We start from the raw sequence: 19,885 nt of genomic DNA on the forward strand, positions 1-19,885 counted from the left end.
CCAGCCCCGGATCGTCTATTTAAGGGGACTGGAGCAGTTTGCCAAGGGGAAAAACGACGTTTCTCACCCAGTTCAGCCGCGTTACCGCCGTCCCGGCGTGAACTCCATCCGAACGCGGCCGCCCCGGCTGGAGAAAAGCCGCGCGGCGCCGGAGCGAGACGGCGGGCGAGAGGCGCTGTGGCCCGAAGCTTTCCCGCTGTGGCCGCCTTCGGCGGCGACGCCGGGATAGGTCGCCCCATGCTGGCCGCGCATGGGCCCGAAGGAGGCGAGGCAGCGGTTATAGGCGTCCGCCTCCTTGATCGCTTCGCAATCGTCGATGCTTCGCGGCGCGGCGAGCGCGGGAGTGGCGAAAACAGCTAGGGCTGCCGCAATCGCCAAGGACAAGCCGCTGCGACGAGCGGCGCGAAAAAGCCATCCAGCGGCCGCTTCACGGCTCTTGATAGCCTCATGTCGCTGGAGACGACGGCCCCTCATCCCCTCAGCGTCGCGCCGCATTTCTTTTGCGCCTCCGCCACGATCTTCTGGGCCACCGCTTCGATCTCCGCGTCCGTCAGAGTCTTTTCGCGCGGCTGCAGCGTGACGGCGACGCCGATCGATTTCTTGCCCTGGGGGACGCCCTTGCCTTCATAGACGTCGAAGACGGAGACATCGGTGATCAGAATCCGATCGGCGCCCTGCGCCGCCTTCACCAGATCGCCGGCAGCCGCTGTGCGATCGACAATAAAGGCGAAATCGCGCGAAACCGGCTGAAGATCCGAAATGTCCAGCTTCGGCTTGATCTTGGTCGGCTTCGCCTTGGGCGCGGGGAGCGCGTCGAGAATGATCTCGAAAGCCGCGATGGGTCCCTCGATGTCCATGACTTTCAGCGCGCGCGGATGCAGTTCGCCGAAATGGCCGACGATGTTCTTTGGCCCAAATTGCAGCGTCGCCGAGCGGCCGGGGTGAAACCATGTCGGCCCGCCGGAGACGATCTGCAGGCCGCCGGCAGCGACGCCGAGCGCATTCAGCAGCGCCATGGCGTCGGCCTTGGCGTCGAAAGCGCCTGCCGCGCGCGCCGGCGCTGACCAGTGGCGCCCGGCGCCCGCCAGTCCGCGCCGCACGCCCGCCGCTGCGAGGCGCTGGCCGGTCTCGGTCGCATCGAGGAAGATCTGGCCGACTTCGAACAGGTTCTGATCGCCAAGTCCGCGAGCGGCGTTGCGGCCCGCGGCCGCCACGAGGCCCGGCAACAGGCTCGGCCGCATGTCGGAAAGATCGGCGGCGATCGGATTGGCGAGCGCCAGCGACGGCTTGCCGCCGCCAAACGCCTCCGCCTGCTCCTTGGAGACGAAGGACCAGGTCACCGCCTCGACGAGGCCCTGGCCGGCGAGCGCGCGGCGTGCGTTGCGGGCGCGCTTCTGCATCATGGTCAGGACGGACGGCGCGACGCCCTCGGCGCGCGGAAGCGGCGTCGAGGGCACATTGTCGACGCCGATCATCCGGACGATTTCCTCGACGATGTCGGCCTTGCCCTCGATGTCCGGACGCCAGCTTGGCGCGGCGACATGGGCGATGTCGGCGCCGGCGTTCTCGACGCTGAAGCCGAGGCGCTCGAGAATCTTCGCCGCGTCTTCACGCGGCGCGTCGAGGCCCGTGAGCCGCCTGGTTTCGCTCCAGGGGAAGTTGATGGCGCGCGAGAGCAGCGGCAATTCGCCGGCGAGCGTGAGTTCGGACGGCTCGCCGCCGCAGAATTCCAGCACGAGCTGCGTCGCGAGCTCGATCCCCGGCAGCGCAAAGGCCGGATCGACGCCGCGCTCGAAACGGTAGCGCGCGTCGGTGACAATGCCGAGCTTGCGGCCGGTGTGCGCGATATTCATCGGGTCCCACAGCGCCGTCTCAATCAGCACGTCGGTCGTCGATTCATCGCAGCCTGAGGCCTCGCCGCCCATGACGCCCGCAAGTGATTCCGGTCCGGCCCCGTCGCAGATGACGACCATGCTTTCGTCGAGTTCATAGGTCCGCCCGTCGAGCGCGTGCAGGCTCTCGCCTTTTCGCGCAAGGCGCACGACAAGATCGCCCTTCACCTTTTTCGCGTCGAAGACATGCAGCGGCCGTGCGCGATCGAAGGTGAGGAAGTTGGTGACGTCGACCAGCGCGTTGATCGGACGAAGGCCGATTTCGCGCAACCTCGCCTGCAACCAGGCGGGGCTGGGTCCGTTTTTGACGCCGCGCACCAGGCGCAGGCCGAAGAAGGGCGCGAGATGCTTGTCTTCCTGCGCGAAATCCAGCGTCACGCCGACAGGGCAGGGGAACTTGCCCTCAACTGGCAAAATGTCCTTGGTCTTGAGGACGCCCAGGCCCGCCGCGGCGAGGTCGCGCGCGATTCCGTAGACGCCGGCGGCGTCAGGGCGATTGGGCGTCAGATTGATCTCGATGATCGGATCGTCGAGCCCGGCCCATTGCGCATAGACCGCGCCGACCGGCGCGTCGTCGGGCAGATCGATGATGCCTTCATGATCGTTGGAAAGTTCGAGTTCAGCCGCAGAGCACAGCATGCCGAGCGACTCGACGCCGCGGATGACGCCCTTGCCGAGCGTGATCTTCTTGCCTGGAATATATGTCCCCGGCGCCGAGAAGACGCTCTTCATGCCGGTGCGGGCGTTGGGCGCGCCGCAGACCACCTGCACCGGCGCGCCGCTCCCCGTGTCGACCATGCAGACGCGCAAGCGGTCGGCGTTTGGATGCGGCGTCGCCTCGATCACCTTCGCGATGGTGAAGTCTTTGAGCTGCGCGGCGGGGTCGTGCACATATTCGACCTCAAGGCCGATGCGCGTCAGCGTTTCGACGATCTCGCTGAGCGAGGCCGACGTGTCGAGATGTTCCTTGAGCCAGGAGAGCGTGATTTTCATTTGTTGAGAACTTTGAAGTTGTCGAGCGCAGGCGCCAAGGACTCGTCATGCCCGCGCTTGTCGCGGGCATCCACGCCGTGAGGCTGCGGAATAATGAAAGTGAGCGGCGCCATTCTGGTTTTGTGTCTCTATTACTGTTTGGCGTTACGTGGATGGCCGGGACAAGCCCGGCCATGACGCGGGAGAGATTGTCGCTAGCTGCTCAATCCGCCCGCGAGCGTCGGGAAGTCGAGCGGCCTGAACCCATAGTGCTCCAGCCAGCGCGTGTCGGCGTCGAAGAAGGCGCGCAGATCCGACATGCCATATTTCAGCATGGCCAGCCGGTCGACGCCGACGCCGAAGGCGAAGCCCTGATAGCGGTCGGGATCGATCCCGCAATTTCTCAGCACATTGGGATGCACCATGCCGCAGCCCAGAATCTCCATCCAGTCTTCGCCCTCGCCGAAGCGGATTTCGCCGCCCTGGCGTCGGCACTGAACATCGACCTCCATCGAGGGTTCGGTGAAGGGGAAGAAGGAGGGTCGAAAGCGCAGCTTGACGCCCTTCACCTCGAAGAAGCTCCTTAAAAATTCTTCGAGCGTCCATTTGAGATGTCCAAGATGCGTCGTCTCGTCGATGACGAGTCCCTCGATCTGATGGAACATCGGCGTATGCGTCTGGTCGAAGTCGCAGCGGTAGACACGGCCAGGGCAGATGACTCGGATCGGCGGCGTCTGCGACAGCATGGTGCGCACCTGCACCGGGCTCGTATGGGTGCGCAGCAGCCGCTTCTCGCCTGAGTCGGTGGTCAGAAAGAACGTGTCCTGCATCTCCCGCGCGGGATGCCCTTCGGGGAAGTTGAGCTTGGTGAAATTATAGTCGTCGCTCTCGATGTCCGGTCCCTCGGCGACCGCGAAGCCCATATCGGCAAAGATGATGGAGAGCTCGTCCGTGACCTGCGAAATCGGATGGATGCGCCCGCGCTCCAGCGGACCCGCCGGCGCAGGCAGCGTCATATCGAGCGTCTCGGCCGTAAGGCGCGCTTCCAAGGCCGCTTCGGCAAGCCGTTCGCGTCGCGCGGCGATCGCCTCGGCCGCCTTGTCTTTTAGCGCATTGATCTTCGCGCCCTCGGTCTTGCGCTCCTCGGGCGACATTTTTCCAAGCGTTGCGAGCAGCGCCGAAATCGCGCCCTTCTTGCCGAGCGAGGAGAGGCGCACGGCTTCGAGCGCCGCCTCGTCGGCGGCCTCGTCGATCTGGCGCAGCGTATCTTCTTCGAGTTTGGCGAGGTCGGTCATATGGGTTTCTAATGTGGACGTTTCCTCGTCCTTCGAGACGCCCGCTCCGCGGGCTCCTCAGGACGAGGGAAACGTAAAGCGCGCCGCTTGCGCCCTCATGCTGAGGAGGCTCCGCTGGAGCCGTCTCGAAGCATGCGGGTGAAGGTCAGCCGCCCATTTCGGGAAATCTGTCGGGCGGCGGCGGTTTTGCCACGTGGGGCGCGTTCTGTCGAGAACGCTAGATCGCGCTGCATTTGGGCGCGCCCGCTTTGCGCGAAAAACCGGGTTCCACTTATTCGCAGCGCGCTCTACGGCGCGGCGCGCGGCCGATGGGTGAAAATCTGCGCCAGCGCCGAAGAGACGACGCGCGAATCGACGTCGTCGGCGCGGCTCGTCAGCACGATCGGCACGCGCGCGCCGAGCACCAGCCCCGCGGTGTCGGCGCCGCCGAGGAAGACGAGCTGCTTCGCCAGGATATTGCCAGCCTCGAGATCGGGCGCGACCAGAATGTCCGCGTCGCCGGCGACCTCGGACTCTATGTGCTTGGCGTCGGCCGCTTCGCGCGAGATGGCGTTGTCGAAGGCCAGCGGACCGTCAAGCGCGGCGCCGGCGATCTGGCCACGGTCGGCCATCTTGCAGAGCGCCGCCGCCTCGATGGTCGACGGGATTTTTCCTTCGACCGTCTCCACGGCCGAAAGCAGCGCCACTTTGGGACGTTCGATGCCGATCGCATGCGCGAGATCGATTGCGTTGCGCACGATGTCGCGCTTGGTGTCGAGCGTCGGCGCAATATTGATCGCGGCGTCCGTGACGAGCAGCAATTTGTGGTAGTACGGCGCGTCGATCACGAAGACATGGCTGATCCGCCGGTCCGTGCGCAGTCCCGCGCCGTCGCGGATGACCGCGGTCATCAGTTCGTCCGTATGCAGCGCGCCTTTCATCAGCGCGTGCAGCCGGCCGCGGCGCACGAGCTCCACCGCCTGATCGGCGGCGGCGTGGCTGTGCGGCGCGTCAACGATCTCGACGCCTTCGAGCGAGACCCCGCTCGCCTGCGCGGCCGCCTCGATCTTCGCTCGCGGTCCGATAAGCGTCGGGACGATCAGCCCTTTGTCGCGCGCGGCGATCGCGCCTTCGACCGAGCGCGCGTCGCAAGGGTGGATGACGCCCATGCGGATGGGCGGCAGCGCCTGCGCCCGGCGCACGAGCGCGTCGAGCAAGGCGCCGCGCGCGCGGGCCTGCGCCACCATCGACCAGGGGGGTCGCGACGTCGCCGTCGGTTCACAGCCAGCGCTCTGGCTCATACGGTCCTCCCTGGCTCAATTCAGCGGATCACGGGCGATGCGATCGACGAAGAATTTCGTCGCGCGCGTCCAGGATTGATCATTATCCCCGCGAAAATCGAACCCTTGATGATAGATCAATTCGCCCGTCGAGACGCGCGCGATTGACACGCCCATGCTGAGGATAAGCGTGCTGACCTTGTTGACGACGCCCGTCAGAACGAGATCGGCGCCGGCCTTGCGGGCGAGCGACAATTCGCAGCCGTTGCAGGTGCGAATGTAGGTTTGCTTCAAGATCGCGTCGAGATCCGCCGCGATGGGAGCCCGGTCGACGACGTCATAGACGCGCCGCGCGGCGAGTCCCGCGCCGATGTCGTCACGCGCCCGCGCCAGTCGCTTTGCATGCTCGGCGCTTTGGTCGACAGGCTCGTTTGACGTGTCGACCAGCTCGAAATCGAGAACGAGCAGGCGTTTGCGCGGCTCTTCGGCCAGCGCCGACGCGGCTTGCGACAGCGGGAGGGGCAGGAGCAGGGCGCATCCGAGCAGGCCGCGGCGGTCGATCATCGCGCCTTGGCTCCATATTTGTGGAGGTGCGCCCCATGGGCGGAGAGCCAGGCTTCGGCGTGATCCGTGTCGGCGCAGAGCCGCCGCGTCAGCTTCCAGAATCGCGGCGAATGGTCGAGATGCACGAGATGCGCGACCTCGTGGGCGGCGAGGTAATCGAGGACGAACGGCGGCGCCATGATCAGCCGCCAGGAAAAGTTCAACGAGCCGGAGGCCGAACATGATCCCCATCGGCTGATCGGATCGCGCAGGCCGACGCCGCGAGGCGGGAGACTCAGTGCGCCAGTGTGGCGGGCGACCGCCTCTTCGAGGTCGCGCCGCGCCTCCCGCTTCAGGTGATCCTGAACGCGGCGGTGCACATGTTCGGTCTGTCCGGCGACGCAAAGCGTGAAGGGAGCCTCGGCGTCGTCTCTCGGCTCGATCCAGGTGACCCCCCGGCGGTCCGGATGATGGGCGATCATATGATCGACGCCGCGAAGAGGCGCGACCGACCCATGCGCGAAAGGAATGGTCGCCGGAAGCCTGTCGAGACGCGAAGCGAGCCAGGCGGCGTGGCGCTGGGCGAAATCTCGCGCATCGCGCAATGACGCGCGCTTCGGCATCGTCAACACCGCATCGCGTGCGGCGAAGCGCACACGCAAAGTGAACCGCCGCGCATTCTGTGACCGACGCAAAGCGACGAGAATTGTTTCGCCGGCGTGGACCAATGTGAGAATTGACGCGCCGCCAGTTGGCGTCGGTCCTTGGCGCAGGAGTCGAAGCATAACGCTCATGCTAGCGCAAAGGCCATATGAGTCGCGAGTTCCAAAATTGCAGCTTGATGAAAATATTTCCCTTGCGTTGCCTTTTTGCGCGCTCTCCGACGCAGGCGACTGCGCGCGCTACAGATGGCGTTCAAGCTCACGCGCGGCTTCGGCGGGGCGTCGCGCCACGTTGAACGGGCTTACAAAGCGGCCGTTCTTGTCCATCAGATACACGACAGTGGTGTGGTCGACGGAATAGTCCTCTTCCTTGCCGGGCGCACGCTTAGAGAAGATGCGATATTCGCGCAACACGGGATCGAGCGACGCGCGCGGACCGGTGACGCCGATGATGCGCGGATCGAAATTGGAGAGATAATCTTTGAGAGCCTCGGGCGTGTCTCGCTCCGGATCGACGGTGACGAACAGCGCGCCGACTTTCGCATCGGGCCCCATCGCCCGCAAGATCTCCGACATCTCGAAGAGCGTGGTGTGACAAATGTCGGGACAGTGCGTATAGCCGAAGAAGACGAGGAAGGGGCGGCCCAGAAAATCCTGCTCTGTCACCTGCTGCCCGGTATGCGCGGTGAGCTGAAAAGGTCCGCCGATGGTTTCCGTCGACGTCGTGGGCTTGCCGCTGGTGAAGTAGACAAAGGCGCCGAACATGAGCGCGAAGACAGCGCCGACGCCGATCAACAGCGGCTTCGAAATGCCTTGTCCGCTGGCGGTTTGTGCGCCCTTTGCGCCGCGCTTGACTCCCTTTGCGCCACCCTTCGATCCGTTGGCCATCGTGCGTTTCCTGATTGTTGTCATGGGCGGCGCGCGCCGCAGCGGGTCCGCTGAGCGGACCGCGAATAGGATTAATCCGCGAAAACTATATGGGCGTCATTGCATAAGTCCACGTCGCCTGAATCTTTCGCGTCGTCGAACGCCCAACGCGCCTCAAAGCGGCAGCCTCTGGCGCCGGTGATCGGAAACCGCGTGCGGCCTCCGGCGGCCAGCGGCTTATCGAGCTTGCCGACGATGGCCTCCGGCGCCGTTTTGTTTTTTGCCGCCATGACGATCTCGAAGCTTTTCAGCGGCACGGGACGCTGGTTTTCCAGATCGACTGTTTGCGCCAGCTTCGCCGGCGCCGTTCGCGGCTTCGTCGCGCCGACCGCCTGCGCGACGCCGGCGGCGGCGACGACGCCGATCATCGCCAAGCGTAGCTTCATCGGACTTTCTCCCGGCGGGAACTTATCGCGCCCTTTTGCATTCGCCAAGCGCTGTCGCGCCCAGACCGCGCCGAACGGGGCGGACATGCGCGTCCTGCGCCGATGGTGTAGCTTCGCGCAATTGCGATTCCTGACTGTGAAAGCGCTTTAACCATGAGCGAAACCCCGAGCGCCGTTCCAGGCAAAATCCTCGTCGGCGCAAGCATGAAGGACGGGAAGCCGCATGCTTACCACTACCTTCTGCTCGCGCTTGGCAATCGCCATGGCTTGATCGCGGGCGCAACCGGCGGCGGCAAAACCGTTTCGCTGCAGCGGCTCGCCGAAGGCTTCTCGAACGCCGGAAGCTGCGTCTTTCTCGCCGACGTCAAAGGCGATCTCGCGGGCCTGTCGCAGCCGGGCGAAGGCAAGTCGGGCTTCGTCGCACGCGCCAAGGAGATTGGCGTTCCCTACGAGCCCGACCGGTTTCCCGTCGCCTTCTGGGACGTTTTCGGCGAACAGGGACACCCGGTTCGGGCTTCGATCTCGGAAATGGGGCCGCTGCTTCTTTCGCGCCTGCTCGATTTGAACGACGTCCAAGAGGGCGTTCTGAATGTCGTTTTCAAGGTTGCGGACGAGCAGGGCATGTTGCTGCTCGATTTGAAGGATTTGCGGGCGATGCTCGCGCATGTTGCGGAGAACGCCGCGGCCTACAAACAGAAATACGGAAATGTGGCGCCCGCGAGCGTCGGCGCCATTCAACGGCAGCTGTTGGTGCTGGAGACGCAAGGCGGCGCGAGTTTCTTCGGCGAGCCGGCGCTCGACATCATGGATTTCTTGCGAGTCGATCGCGACGGACGCGGGGTCATCAATATTCTCGCCGCAGACAAGTTGATGCGCGCGCCGCGGCTCTACGCGACCTTCCTTCTTTGGATGCTTTCCGAGCTGTTCGAAGCCCTGACGGAAGTCGGCGATCTCGACAAGCCGAAGCTCGTTTTCTTCTTCGACGAGGCGCATCTTCTATTCAGCGACGCGCCGAAGGCGCTGCTGTCCGCCATTGAGCAGGTCGTGCGTCTCATCCGCTCGAAAGGCGTCGGCGTCTATTTCATCACCCAAAATCCCCTCGACGTGCCCGACACGATTCTGGGCCAGCTCGGCAACCGCATTCAACATGTGCTGCGCGCATTCACGCCCCGCGATCAGAAGGCGGTGCGCGCCGCCGCCGAGACCTTTCGCGACAATCGCGCCCTCGAGGAAGCTGAGGCGATCATGCAGCTTGGCGTCGGCGAAGCGCTGGTGTCGATGCTCGACGCCAAGGGAACGCCCGAAGTCGTCGAACGAACGTTGATCGCGCCGCCGTCCGCCCGCGTTGGACCAATATCGCCAGAGGAGCGGAAGGCCGTCATGGCCGCGAGCGCCTTCGGAGGAAAATACGACACAATGGTCGATCGCGAATCCGCATTCGAAATGCTGCAAGCGCGCGCCAAGGGCAAGGCCGAGGCCGAAAGCGGCGCGGGCGGCGGTTTGCTCGGCGCGCTTGGCGGCATATTGGGCGGCATTTTTGGCAAGGGCGACAAGAATCGGATGTCGCCGGCCGAACTCGCGGCGCGCGCCGCGATTCAATCGGCGGCGCGGTCCGCCGGGACACAGATCGCGCGCCAAATTCTGCGCGGCGTGCTGGGCGGCATGTCGAAGTGAGTTCGGGCGAAATCAGGATGGCCATCGAACCCATTCGTTGACATGGACGTCGTCATGAAGTCGACGCGCTATTTTTCTGAACAAGTGCTGCGCAAGTGACCCTATATTAGTGTGTCGATGTGCAAGGCCGTTATAGCGTCACCGCTAAAGCGGCTGGTCCAACCAGATGGTCGGCTTCGTCATTGGGGATCGGTGGCCGACACACGCGACGGAAATGAGCGTATATTGAGGGTCATCACGCTCGAGGACGGCGAAACCCTGCACAACGCCTTTTTTGACCGAGACTTTAGGAAAGAAGACCAATGAAACTGCACTACTACCCTGACACCGACAGTCTCTACATAGAATTGAAGTCCGGCCCAGGAACGGAGACGCGAGAGGTTGTATCGGGCCTCAACGTGGATATTTACGCGTCTGGCGACGTGGTCGGACTCGATATCGACCACGCCTCGAAAAAACTCGATCTCACCACGCTTGAAACGATTTCATTGCCCGTGCGAGTCGCCAAAGTGGCGTGACCTGCTCTTTTGAAACGCGTCATTCACATTGCTGAATCTTAATCCGTGCTTTAGCCTCCCTTCACGCAATTGTCATTTTCCAGCCCACTAGGGGCGCCCTATAATGACCCCCTGTCGCGGCCGGCGTTTTGTGGCCGCGCTTCGCGGACCCGCCTTACTCAGGGGGTTCGTCAGGAGGGACTTATGGCGAATGCCTTGCCAATCGTCTCAGAAGACGGCCTAGCCCGCTATCTTTCTGAAATCAGGCGGTTTCCAATGTTGGAGCCGCAGCAGGAATATATGCTTGCCAAGCGCTGGCGCGAGCATGAAGACGCAAAAGCCGCGCAGGAATTGATCACGTCGCATCTGCGGCTCGTGGCGAAAATCGCCATGGGCTATCGCGGCTACGGCTTGCCGATCGGGGAAATCGTTTCCGAAGGCAATGTCGGCCTCATGCAGGCCGTCAAGCGCTTCGAGCCCGAGCGCGGCTTCCGCCTTGCGACCTACGCAATGTGGTGGATCCGCGCCTCCATCCAAGAGTATATTTTGCGCTCCTGGTCGCTCGTCAAAATGGGCACCACCGCGAGTCAGAAGAAGCTCTTCTTCAATCTTCGCAAGGCCAAGAGCCGCATCTCGGCCTTCGAGGAAGGCGACCTGAAGCCCGAGAACGTCGAAAAGATCGCGCATCGGCTTGGCGTGTCCAAGCAGGACGTCATCGACATGAATCGCCGCATGGGCGGCGACTCGTCGCTCAACACGCCGTTGCGCGAGGAGGGCGAAGGCGAATGGCAGGACTGGCTGGTCGACGATAGCGTCGATCAGGAGCATCTGCTCGTCGCCCACGAAGAAAGCGACAATCGCCTGAAGGCGCTGCGCGGCGCGCTTGACGTGCTCAATCCGCGCGAGCGGCGCATCTTCGAGGCGCGCCGACTGTCCGACGATCCTGTCACGCTCGAAACGCTCTCCGAGGAATTCGGCGTGTCGCGTGAGCGCGTGCGCCAGATCGAGGTGCGCGCCTTCGAGAAGGTGCAGGCGGCGGTGCGCGACGGCGTCGCGCGGATCGAAGCGGCGCCCGCGCCGGCGGCGCCGTAGATAGCGCTAGTCGCAGATCGTCTTCAGCGCCTTCCATTCGTCGTCTGTGAGCACGGGATCGGCCGTGGCTTTGTCCGCGGCCGAGAGCTTGGCGAGTCTGTCTTCACTCAAGGGGTGATCGTGGAGGATGGTGAGGAAGCCGTCTTTTTCCTTGCCTGTCACGCGCAGCAGCAATTCGCCCATCGGTTTCGCGGGCCGGCCGAGGCGGGCGAGCGTTTGCGCCGCGAATGCGTCGGCCCGCGCCTCCGCTTCCCGCGAATTGGCGGCGTTAAGCAAGGTCTTGCCGGCGAAAACCACGGCGCCGCCGCCGGCCACGTCGCCAAACAGCAGGCCGAAGAGATAGGCGGTTCCGCCATCGGCGATGATGCGGCGCAGATGATCGCGGTTCTGCAAATGGCCGAGTTCATGCGCCAACACGCCCAGGATTTCATCCTGCGACTGCGCCTTCTCCAATAGTCCCGCAAGGACGAACACCTTACCCCCTGGAAGGGCGAAGGCGTTTGGCGTTTTTTCGGAGAGCGCCTCGATGGTGGCCGTCACGTGAAGGCCGGACGCGTCCTGCAAGCGTTTGGAGAGCTTCACGAGCGCGGCCGAGCCCTTCGGCGTTGTGCAGTTCTTGCCGTCGAACATTTGGCGCATCTGCCGTTCGGCCACTTCGCCAATACGGTTTTCCCATGAAAGGGGCACGAGCGGCGCCAAGCGGTCCGCGGCGGAGGGAACGCCGAACCAAACAAGGCCGACGATCGAAGCCGTCGCGGCGAGCGACCACGCCACGATTTTGAGCGTCGAACCGTCGTGCGCCGCGTCATCCGCGAGCTTTGGACAATGGCGTTCGACCTCGCGCTGAGCGTCGCCGTCGCGGATGTCGAGATGCGCCAATTGCGCGGCGCTAATCGACCGCAGCCGCATCAGGTCGGCTGGCGCCGGAATGCGGCGCACGTCGGCGTAAGACCACGCCGAGAGAACCGCGCCGTCCTCCCATATTTCCAGCGCGTCGCTGAAGGTTAGGGTGACGCGGCGCTTTTTATTGACCAGGCCGTCGAAATAGATCGCCTCGAATTTCTCGTTCACGCCGTCAGAACCCGGCGACGTCGAGACTATCGGCGAAGCCTTCGCCGAGCGCGGTGGGCGATGACGCGTCGAGCCGCATCGAGACTTCTTGCGCCGTGTGCAGATGATGAATCGTCAGCGAATTGACGACGATCCGCCACACCCGCTGGATGAAGTAAGTCCGCCACAGAATCGAATATTGCACGATCAGCGCAAGATAGAAGAATACAGCCAAGACGACGCCGAGGATTTTGGGCAGGAAGCCGACGGCGAGCGTCACGCCGATCCCCGCCGCCAACAGCGAAGCCAGGAAAAGGCCGACGAAAATCCAATAATTTCCAGTCAGCGCGTGGCGCTCCAGGGTCGAGGTCGCCCGCACGTCGCCGATGCGCACGCCTTCCAGCCACCACTTCCACTGCAGGGCCTTAAACCGCGCATATATGAAAACCAAGGCTGGAAGGGTCGGCAGCATCAACAAGAACCAAGCCCCTTGCTTCGTGAGTTCATAGAGGACAGGCCCGACGAAGTAAGCAGCCGCCGTGAAGGCGGCGCCGATCCAAAGCAGCCAGCCCTGTTTGAAGAAACTGCCGCCGGTTGCAACGAAATCCCCGCGAAGATCGCCGTAATAGGTATGGCGCATCTTGTAGCGTTCCATTGCCGCCTGCATCCACGGCAGCGCTAACCCGAGCGTGACGATGCTGACAAAACCCCAGCCCATGGCGCGCAGCGCATAGGAAACGCCGGAGCCTTCCATGTGAAAGCGCAGCCCTCGCCAGGCGGTGCGATGCAAGCGGTAGCGCCGCGCCCGATAAATCGCAAACTGCCAAAAAGTCAGAAAGAAAACGCCGAACACGGACGACGCAAACGATTGTGCGCGTTCTGCTTCGACGCCGAGCAGGAAAGACGCGAGATAGATTGGGGCGAGGATCGCGATAGCGAAGAGAAAGCCGATGAGCAGTTCGCGCGCCGTGCCGAGATAGGCGAAGGCGTCGCCGTCCAGCATTGTATGCGACCACAGATGCTGGCGGATTTTGGTCGCCAGCCAAAAGCGGTAGAAGCCGAAGGTGACGATCTCAAGAAGCGCGCCTTTGCGCAGAAGGTCGCGAAATTCGTCGTCGTGGCCCGTGAAAACAATGTCGCTCGACTCCGGCGCGCGCTGCGCCGCGTCTACTGTCATGTCGTTCATGAAAAAAGCCCCCTTGAACGGGGAGAATACTGCACCGCCACATGACCTTGGGCAAGCCTGTCCCGCGCCGCATCGACGCTATATTAAGAACCAGCAATAAGAGACCAATTTCAGAACGCGGGTGGATAGACATGTCCCATTGGCTCATCGCCGGCGCGAGCCGCGGCATTGGTTTGGAGGCTGCGCGTCAGCTTTCGGCGCGCGGGGAGCGCGTGACCGCGAGCGCGCGCAGCGCGGCGGGCGTGGCGGCGCTGAAAGCGGCCGCGCCTCAGGCGGCGATCCTGCAGTTCGACGTTCGCAATGAGGCCGAGATTGAGGCCGCCGCCGCACAGGTATCCGATCCTGTCGACGCGCTCATCGTCAACGCCGGCGCCTATGGGCCGCAGCGCCAATCCTCCACCGATATGGATTTCGAAGGCGCGCTCGATCTTCTCTCGGTCAATACGCTGGGTCCGCTGCGCGTCGTCCAGGCCTTTCTGCCGCTTGTAAAACGCGGCGCCCGTCCCCGCATCGTCATGATGTCGAGCATACTCGGCTCAATGTCGCTCGATGGGACATTCAACGTCGCCTACCGCGTATCTAAAGCGGGGCTGAACAAGATCGCGCAATGTCTCGCCGCCGATCTGAAGTCGGAAGGCGTCATCGTCGTCGCGATGCATCCCGGCTGGGTGCGCACCGACATGGGTGGGGCGGACGCCACGCTCGACGTGCGCGACAGCGTGGCCGGAATCATTCGTGTCGCCGAGTCGCTCACCCTCGCCGATACGCGCCGCTATCTCGACTACCGCGGCCAAGACATTCCCTGGTGAACCAGGACATGCTCAAGCGCTAGGATGTCTCGGCTGCGATGACCCGGCGCGCGCCGCAACAAACGCGTCTCTCGCCTGCGCTTCAAGCCTTTCCGCCGTCTCTTTCTCCAACGCCCTTCGCGGCGACGGCACATCGATCGTGGCGACGACATGGGCGGGACGCGCCGCCAACAGAAACAGCCTGTCTCCAAGCGCAATCGCCTCGCGCAGATCGTGCGTGACGATGAGCGTGGTGATACGCCGCTCGTCGATAAGCCTTGCGATCATCTCGCGCAGATCTCGGGCAAGCGCCGCGTCAAGCGAAACGAGCGGTTCGTCCAGCAGCAGGAGGTCCGGCTTGACGGCGAGCGCGCGCGCGAGCGCCGCGCGCCGGGCAAGGCCGAGGGAAAGTTCGCGGGGGAAATGCGCCGCGTGGTCGGCGAGCCCGAGTTCGTCAAGGAGCGCGGCGATCTCGTCTTCGCGCGCATACGGCGCGGCGATGCGGATATTGTCGATGACGCTGCGCCAGGGCAGCAATCGCGGCTCTTGAAAAACCATGCCGAGCCGGCCGTGTTCGGGCAGAACGATCGTTCCGACATAGTCCTTGTCGAGGCCTGCGATGAGTCGCAGCAGAGTGGTCTTGCCGCAGCCGGAAGGGCCGACGACCGCGCCCGCCTGTCCCGCGGGCAGCGTCAGCCGCAGCCCCTCCAGCGCCCGAAGCGGCCGGCCGCTGGCGGAATGATAATCCTTAGTTGCGATCGAGACGTCGAGAGACGCCGCGCCGCCAGCGGGAGACGTGTCGTTCAAGCGGCTGCACCAGAAAGGTTTCGACGCCGAGCATCAGCGCGACGAAGGGAAGCGCGTAAGCAAGCAGAAGCCTCATGTCAAAGAGCTGAAAGGCCATGTTGATTTCGAATCCGACGCCGTTCGAGCGCCCCAGCAGCTCGACGACGAGAACGATCTTCCAGACAAGCGACAGGCCGGAACGCGTCGCCGCCGCAAGATAGGGCGCGAGCTGCGGCAGGACGAGATGCCTGAAGCGTGCAGCGGGGGAAAAGCGAAACACATGCGCCATGTCCTCAAGATGCGGATCAAGCGCGCGGGCGCCTTCGCGCACGACGACGATGGCGTTGGGCAGCTTGTTTAGCGCGACGGCGCCGATCGCGGCGACTTCCGTGAGGCCCGCCCAGACATAGGCGAGCACGATGACGACCAGCGCCGGCAGATTGAGCAGCGTGACCAGCCAGGGATCGAGCAGCCGGTCGGCGAGCCTGTTGCGACCCATGACATAACCGATCGCAGCGCCGAAACTCATGGCGAGCGCGAAGGCGGCGACGACGCGCGCCAGCGTGATCGCGAGATTGGAGAAGAGGGCGCCGGAGACCGCTTCTTCATAAATTTTCTCGAAGACGGCCATCGGTCCCGGAAGTCGGCGCGGATCGGAAAGCCACGCGCCGATTTGCCAAAGCAGGAGTAGAGCCGCAAGCGAGATGAACCGGATCAATGCGGCTTGACCTCGGCGCCCTTGTAGAAGGTTCCGGGATCAAGCGTCTGGCTCGGCCCCACGAGCTTTTCGCCGCCGAGCGCAGCGAGCGCGCCATAGAGCGCGCGCGCGTCGGCCTCTTCCTGCGCGATCGAGCGTTTCGGCGCGCCGGCGACATAGCGCTTGCGGTAGATCTCGAGGGTCCTGGCGTCCTTGCCGCCGAGGCGCTGCGCGATGACTATGCCCCAGGCCCTGTCGGATGTCGCGATCAGCTGCTGAGCTTTCCTGCTCATGGCGAAGAAGCGCGCCAGCGTGTCCCTGTTCTTCGCCGCGAAATCTTCGTCGAAGACATAGCCGGTGACGACGACGTCGCCCGTGGCGCCGAGCGCCTTTTCGACGTCGGTGAGTTCGACGGCGCGCGTGAAGCCTTGCGCCTCAAGATCGGCGGCGAAATTCCAGAATTCGAGCGCCGCGTCGATCTCGCCCTCCAGCGCCTTTTCGGCGATGAGCGGCGGCGCGCCGTAGAGCACGGTTGCTGCCTTGTCGAGATCGACGCCGTTCTTGAGCGCATAGGCCTTAAGCATGAGCCAGCTCTTGTCGAGCGGCCCGCCGGCGACGCCTAGTTTCTTGCCGACGAGGTCCTTAACGCTCTTGATTGCGGGGTCCTTTGTCATCACCGCGCCGATCGCCGACGAATGCGGATAGAATGTCAGCTTCGCGCCCTGCGCGCGCTGACGCGCCACCCACAGCCAATCGGAGATGATGATGTCGGCGCCGCCGCCCTGGATGGCGATCTTGCCGGCGTCGGTCGAGGCGAGCTCGGTGGCGTCGATGTCGAGCTTCGCTTCCGTGTCGAGGCCGAACGCCTTAGCGACGGCGAGCTCCCAGCCGAGCGTGCCGGTTTTCTGCAGCGCGATGCGCAGTTTTTCCGCCTGCGCCGGCGGCGCGGCGAGGAGAAAGACGCTAGCGAGACCGGCGGCGAGAGCGACGAAGAAGCGTTGCATTTCTTCCCTTGGATTTTTCCTGAATGTCTTACCGCAGGATGGACGACTCGTCGATTGCGCGCACGCGACGCTCACCCTCCCCTTGAGGGGGAGGGTCAGCGCGCAGCGCCGGGGTGGGGTGGAGCCGCATCGTAAAGGATCGTCGTTAAGCGGACGGCTCGACGCGCGCCTGTTGACGGATTCATCCCGGTATCACCCCACCCCGCATTGCGGTCGCAATGCGACCCTCCCCCCTCAAGGGGAGGGTGCGGTTACGCGCTTCGCCATCAAGGGGAAGCCGGATGCGCGCTCTTCGCCGCAAGCGCCGCGTCATAAAAATCCGAGAGCTGCGAGAGCAGGGCGGCGCAATCGCCTTCGAAACTCGAGCCATGCATCACGGCGAGGCGACGCGGTTCGAGCGCCGCGAGCATGCGGATCGTCGGGCCCGTCATCGGCGTCAGCGACGTGGCCTGGAAGGCGTTCTCCGCCGTTATCGCCGCTTCGAGCACACTCTCTTTCGTGACGGCCGGCCCTTCACCGATTTGCGTGAGAAGATCGCCGCAGAACAGCGTGCGGGTCGTCTCCTCATAGATCAGGCCCGATTCCCACGCATGCGGCACATGCGGCGTATCGATGTAGCGCACGCGCCTTCCGCCGATGTCCATGATCTCGCCATTGCCAAGAGCGCGCGGCGGCCGGTCGGCGAGATCGTTGAGCGACACCATGCAGGCCGTCTGGCCATGAACCACTTGCGCCCGCGGCGCAGCCGCGAGCCACAGATTCATCGCGCCGCATTCATCGGCTTCGACATGGCCGAAGGAAATCCAGCGCAGCCGCTCGATCGGCATGATCGCGCCCAAGGCCTGCGACACGGACGGAAACAGCGCACGCGGGCCGCAATGGAAGAGCAGCGGCTCGTCGGCGTCGATGAGGAACTGGTTGAAGGTGAAACCGGCCGGCGCCGCGATCTCTGGCGCGAAGGTCGAAAAGCGGTAGACGCGCTCGGCGATTTCATCGACCTTCGTTTCCATCTCCAACCTCAGGCTCAATTCAATCGCCGCATCATCGGTTTGCGCGACTCCTATCTCTGCTTATCGTCCGTAGCGTCCCAGCGGCGCCAGAGATAAAGAAGCAGGAGCAGCCAGAAGGCGATAAAGCCGTCAGAGAAGATCGTCAAAAAATTGTAGGGCGCATAATCGCCGGCGCGAAGCGTTTGCAGGACGTGGCCATAGGTCGCGCCCAGCATGAACAGCGACCACCCAAGCCCTGTCGCGAGCCAGAATGAGCCGCGAATCCAGATACAGAGAAAGCCGAGGACGCCCCAGGCGCCGTCGTGAACGCCGACTTCGAATTGGAACGGGCTGCCCGGCGCCCAGCCGATGCTGCGCGCGGTTTCATCGGCGAAGAACACATGCGGGAAGAAGCCGAGCGGCAGGCCGATGACGCCGACGTCGAGAACCAGCGCGTAAAGCAGCAGGAGACGAATCACGCGCGCACGAGTCCTTGGGACTCTGCTTAGCGCGAGATGCGCCAGCGGCAGCAGCACGCTGAAGAGCGCGACGATGAGCCCGATCATGGCGAGGCGGCAGCTTTCGCGTCTTCCGCCGCAGCGGCCGCGACGCTGCGCTGGCCCGGCTTCAGCGCCTTGATCTGATATTTTTCACATTCCGCGCTCAACGCTGCGAGGCCGCCGTAAAGCTCCTCAGTATCGCCATAGCCGATGGACGCGAATCGATAAATGAGCCGACGTACCAGGCTGGGCCTCAGGAAATAGCCCGAGTGGACGTCAACCTCGCCTCTGACATAGATCCAAAGCAGGCGCAGATGTCCAAGCCAGGATAAGTTCGGCGACACGCCAGGCGCAGCGTCCGTCACCACGCCATGGCCTTCGGCGTCGATGCTGTCGGTGCAGTCGAAATAGGTCAGCCTCTGAGCAAATGACTCTTCGGACTGCACGGCGTCGAGTTCAGCGTAAAGCTCGTAAAGGGTGCGCGCGCCGACGCGCAGATTGCCGAGCGTCAGATGTTCGGAAAGTCCCCAGCCGGTCAGCACGCCGACATTTCCGAGCCGATAGCCGAAGCTGCGGCTCTTCGTCGGCAGCGAGAAAAAATTCGCCGTCGTCGAAATGTTGCGTAAAACTTCGTCGCCTTCATTGGAGAAAAGATGGGCCTCCTGAAAGCGGATCAACGACGAATGCAGCGCATTGCTTCGGCCGAGCAGCAGCACCTCTGATGGAATGTCGGGCGAGACCAGCACGAGGCGGCGCAAGATAAAATTTTTTCCAATCTTCGATCTGAGCTCGCGCCCCCGGCGCTCCTCTTCGCTTCCGAGCGTCTCCGGGCGGTGGCGCATGGCGGCGATCGCGAGTGGGGAAAACACGTCGGAGAGAATGCGCACGGCGTTGGTGACGACGAAGCCGCCCATGCTGTGGCCGATAAAAGACAGCTCAACCCTTCCGATAAGATCGTCGGGGTCATCGCTCAGCCGTTTGGCAAGTCTGTCGTCGATGTCTCGGATCAGATTGACGAGGTCCGGCACGCCGTAATTCGTCGCCCGGAAGCCGTCACGAAAATAGACGATGAGCCGCAAGCCAAAAAGGGTGAGGGGAATGATGGCCATCGCCGCCGTCACAGCCGTCACGATGACGCGCGTAAGCTTCCACCAGTCGCAAATTTCGAAAGAGAAGTTCACGAGATATACGGCGGCGAGCGAGACGATGAGAATGCCAAGGAGGAATAATGGCGCGGCGTTCAAACCGCTTCGCCAAGGGGTTCCCATCGCTTCCGACGGCCAACGATAACCGATGCAAACAAGGCCGCGGTTTTTGAGCTCATCGTCGTCGTTCAACGCGATGAACGACTCCTTGAAGGTTTCGAGAACTTTTTTTCGCGGCGTGTTGAAGCCGTGGACGGTAATCAAGAGTTTGGGGCTCTCCTGTTTGGCCAATACCTGGACGATCTTATCGATCTCCGAAGCTTGGCAATTTTCAGGAGTTGGCGGCGCATTTTCCCTGTCGTCGATATTATCGGGCGCCGTGCTTTCGACGAAGAAAGCGGGCGTGAACGCCTTGGCGGCAGGTGGAGGGACGACCTCGTACACCGATAATTCTTCGTCATGCGCCATGGATGAGCTCCAATTTTTTCGGTTGAGCAAAAATCCTTAAGTGAGTATTTAGCCGGGGCGCGAGCATGCCTCA

Annotated in this window: 20 protein-coding genes; 4 read left to right on the plus strand and 16 right to left on the minus strand. The window is 63.4% G+C overall.

The annotated features are described in order from the left end of the window. Positions 1-81: 81 nt before the first annotated feature. The 8 genes from ACPS74_RS14885 to ACPS74_RS14920 form a co-directional block, all read right to left on the minus strand. Entirely contained in the window at positions 82-378 is a 297-nt protein-coding gene (locus tag ACPS74_RS14885) for a hypothetical protein (RefSeq protein WP_239754896.1), read from the minus strand. A gap of 92 nt (positions 379-470) precedes the next feature. Continuing rightward, positions 471-2,885: a phenylalanine--tRNA ligase subunit beta gene (gene pheT, locus ACPS74_RS14890; RefSeq protein ID WP_029648692.1), complete on the minus strand. Its 2,415-nt coding sequence runs from the start codon at positions 2,883-2,885 to the stop codon at positions 471-473. A 194-nt stretch (positions 2,886-3,079) separates the two neighbouring features. Then, complete coding sequence (gene pheS / locus ACPS74_RS14895) at positions 3,080-4,159, minus strand: phenylalanine--tRNA ligase subunit alpha (RefSeq protein WP_029648691.1); 1,080 nt, start codon at positions 4,157-4,159, stop codon at positions 3,080-3,082. Between the two features lie 287 nt (positions 4,160-4,446). Continuing rightward, positions 4,447-5,439, minus strand: coding sequence for a bifunctional enoyl-CoA hydratase/phosphate acetyltransferase (locus tag ACPS74_RS14900; protein ID WP_029648690.1), 993 nt, complete (start codon positions 5,437-5,439; stop codon positions 4,447-4,449). Between the two features lie 15 nt (positions 5,440-5,454). Beyond that, positions 5,455-5,982: a DUF3280 domain-containing protein gene (locus ACPS74_RS14905; protein ID WP_029648689.1), complete on the minus strand. Its 528-nt coding sequence runs from the start codon at positions 5,980-5,982 to the stop codon at positions 5,455-5,457. Further along, positions 5,979-6,746: a M48 family metallopeptidase gene (locus tag ACPS74_RS14910; RefSeq protein WP_029648688.1), complete on the minus strand. Its 768-nt coding sequence runs from the start codon at positions 6,744-6,746 to the stop codon at positions 5,979-5,981. The genes ACPS74_RS14905 and ACPS74_RS14910 overlap by 4 nt, the downstream gene beginning before the upstream one ends. 117 nt (positions 6,747-6,863) lie before the next feature. Continuing rightward, positions 6,864-7,511 carry an SCO family protein gene (locus ACPS74_RS14915; RefSeq protein WP_029648687.1) on the minus strand — a complete coding sequence of 216 codons (648 nt, stop codon included), beginning with the start codon at positions 7,509-7,511 and terminating at the stop codon, positions 6,864-6,866. Positions 7,512-7,582: 71 nt separating this feature from the next. Then, positions 7,583-7,936: a hypothetical protein gene (locus ACPS74_RS14920; RefSeq protein ID WP_026222806.1), complete on the minus strand. Its 354-nt coding sequence runs from the start codon at positions 7,934-7,936 to the stop codon at positions 7,583-7,585. A gap of 153 nt (positions 7,937-8,089) precedes the next feature. On the opposite strand from ACPS74_RS14920, the gene ACPS74_RS14925 reads away from it, so the two are divergent. From ACPS74_RS14925 to rpoH, 3 genes are all read left to right on the plus strand, one after another. Continuing rightward, entirely contained in the window at positions 8,090-9,610 is a 1,521-nt protein-coding gene (locus ACPS74_RS14925; RefSeq protein WP_029648686.1) for a helicase HerA-like domain-containing protein, read from the plus strand. A gap of 302 nt (positions 9,611-9,912) precedes the next feature. After that, entirely contained in the window at positions 9,913-10,128 is a 216-nt protein-coding gene (locus ACPS74_RS14930) for a DUF2283 domain-containing protein (RefSeq protein WP_029648685.1), read from the plus strand. Positions 10,129-10,311: 183 nt separating this feature from the next. Next, positions 10,312-11,199: an RNA polymerase sigma factor RpoH gene (rpoH, locus tag ACPS74_RS14935; RefSeq protein WP_018407378.1), complete on the plus strand. Its 888-nt coding sequence runs from the start codon at positions 10,312-10,314 to the stop codon at positions 11,197-11,199. A 6-nt stretch (positions 11,200-11,205) separates the two neighbouring features. Here the strand turns inward: rpoH and ACPS74_RS14940 are convergent, their stop codons facing one another. Together ACPS74_RS14940 and ACPS74_RS14945 are read right to left on the minus strand one after the other, a co-directional pair. Further along, on the minus strand, positions 11,206-12,270 hold the full coding sequence (locus ACPS74_RS14940; protein ID WP_029648684.1) for a M48 family metallopeptidase: 1,065 nt from the start codon (positions 12,268-12,270) through the stop codon (positions 11,206-11,208). Between the two features lie 4 nt (positions 12,271-12,274). Then, positions 12,275-13,435 carry a YjgN family protein gene (locus ACPS74_RS14945; protein ID WP_029648683.1) on the minus strand — a complete coding sequence of 387 codons (1,161 nt, stop codon included), beginning with the start codon at positions 13,433-13,435 and terminating at the stop codon, positions 12,275-12,277. A 131-nt stretch (positions 13,436-13,566) separates the two neighbouring features. Here ACPS74_RS14945 and ACPS74_RS14950 point away from each other — a divergent pair, with 131 nt between their 5' ends. Beyond that, entirely contained in the window at positions 13,567-14,244 is a 678-nt protein-coding gene (locus tag ACPS74_RS14950; protein ID WP_029648682.1) for an SDR family oxidoreductase, read from the plus strand. A gap of 12 nt (positions 14,245-14,256) precedes the next feature. Here the strand turns inward: ACPS74_RS14950 and ACPS74_RS14955 are convergent, their stop codons facing one another. The 6 genes from ACPS74_RS14955 to ACPS74_RS14980 all read right to left on the minus strand — a co-directional run bounded on the left by ACPS74_RS14955 (position 14,257) and on the right by ACPS74_RS14980 (position 19,812). Further along, positions 14,257-15,030: an ABC transporter ATP-binding protein gene (locus ACPS74_RS14955; RefSeq protein ID WP_029648681.1), complete on the minus strand. Its 774-nt coding sequence runs from the start codon at positions 15,028-15,030 to the stop codon at positions 14,257-14,259. Next, complete coding sequence (locus ACPS74_RS14960) at positions 14,972-15,727, minus strand: ABC transporter permease (RefSeq protein WP_029648680.1); 756 nt, start codon at positions 15,725-15,727, stop codon at positions 14,972-14,974. The genes ACPS74_RS14955 and ACPS74_RS14960 overlap by 59 nt, the downstream gene beginning before the upstream one ends. Next, complete coding sequence (locus ACPS74_RS14965) at positions 15,724-16,710, minus strand: ABC transporter substrate-binding protein (RefSeq protein WP_029648679.1); 987 nt, start codon at positions 16,708-16,710, stop codon at positions 15,724-15,726. Before ACPS74_RS14965 ends, ACPS74_RS14960 begins: the two co-directional genes overlap by 4 nt. 266 nt (positions 16,711-16,976) lie before the next feature. Beyond that, positions 16,977-17,738, minus strand: coding sequence for an MBL fold metallo-hydrolase (locus ACPS74_RS14970; RefSeq protein WP_239754892.1), 762 nt, complete (start codon positions 17,736-17,738; stop codon positions 16,977-16,979). Positions 17,739-17,770: 32 nt separating this feature from the next. Continuing rightward, positions 17,771-18,265: a DUF6790 family protein gene (locus ACPS74_RS14975; RefSeq protein WP_029648677.1), complete on the minus strand. Its 495-nt coding sequence runs from the start codon at positions 18,263-18,265 to the stop codon at positions 17,771-17,773. Beyond that, on the minus strand, positions 18,262-19,812 hold the full coding sequence (locus ACPS74_RS14980) for an alpha/beta hydrolase (protein WP_029648676.1): 1,551 nt from the start codon (positions 19,810-19,812) through the stop codon (positions 18,262-18,264). The genes ACPS74_RS14975 and ACPS74_RS14980 overlap by 4 nt, the downstream gene beginning before the upstream one ends. Positions 19,813-19,885 lie beyond the last annotated feature (73 nt).

This window comes from Methylocystis sp. SB2, from assembly GCF_049817085.1.
GTDB classification, from domain to species: Bacteria; Pseudomonadota; Alphaproteobacteria; order Rhizobiales; family Beijerinckiaceae; genus Methylocystis; species Methylocystis rosea.

Coding starts and splice junctions, on each gene's coding strand:
- ACPS74_RS14980 (WP_029648676.1), bottom strand. CDS start 19,812: ATGGCGCATGACGAAGAATTATCGGTGTACGAGGTCGTCCCTCCACCT.
- pheT (WP_029648692.1), bottom strand. CDS start 2,885: ATGAAAATCACGCTCTCCTGGCTCAAGGAACATCTCGACACGTCGGCC.
- ACPS74_RS14920 (WP_026222806.1), bottom strand. CDS start 7,936: ATGAAGCTACGCTTGGCGATGATCGGCGTCGTCGCCGCCGCCGGCGTC.
- ACPS74_RS14905 (WP_029648689.1), bottom strand. CDS start 5,982: ATGATCGACCGCCGCGGCCTGCTCGGATGCGCCCTGCTCCTGCCCCTC.
- ACPS74_RS14900 (WP_029648690.1), bottom strand. CDS start 5,439: ATGAGCCAGAGCGCTGGCTGTGAACCGACGGCGACGTCGCGACCCCCC.
- ACPS74_RS14950 (WP_029648682.1), top strand. CDS start 13,567: ATGTCCCATTGGCTCATCGCCGGCGCGAGCCGCGGCATTGGTTTGGAG.
- ACPS74_RS14965 (WP_029648679.1), bottom strand. CDS start 16,710: ATGCAACGCTTCTTCGTCGCTCTCGCCGCCGGTCTCGCTAGCGTCTTT.
- ACPS74_RS14930 (WP_029648685.1), top strand. CDS start 9,913: ATGAAACTGCACTACTACCCTGACACCGACAGTCTCTACATAGAATTG.
- ACPS74_RS14915 (WP_029648687.1), bottom strand. CDS start 7,511: ATGGCCAACGGATCGAAGGGTGGCGCAAAGGGAGTCAAGCGCGGCGCA.
- rpoH (WP_018407378.1), top strand. CDS start 10,312: ATGGCGAATGCCTTGCCAATCGTCTCAGAAGACGGCCTAGCCCGCTAT.
- ACPS74_RS14910 (WP_029648688.1), bottom strand. CDS start 6,746: ATGCTTCGACTCCTGCGCCAAGGACCGACGCCAACTGGCGGCGCGTCA.
- pheS (WP_029648691.1), bottom strand. CDS start 4,159: ATGACCGACCTCGCCAAACTCGAAGAAGATACGCTGCGCCAGATCGAC.
- ACPS74_RS14945 (WP_029648683.1), bottom strand. CDS start 13,435: ATGAACGACATGACAGTAGACGCGGCGCAGCGCGCGCCGGAGTCGAGC.
- ACPS74_RS14975 (WP_029648677.1), bottom strand. CDS start 18,265: ATGATCGGGCTCATCGTCGCGCTCTTCAGCGTGCTGCTGCCGCTGGCG.
- ACPS74_RS14925 (WP_029648686.1), top strand. CDS start 8,090: ATGAGCGAAACCCCGAGCGCCGTTCCAGGCAAAATCCTCGTCGGCGCA.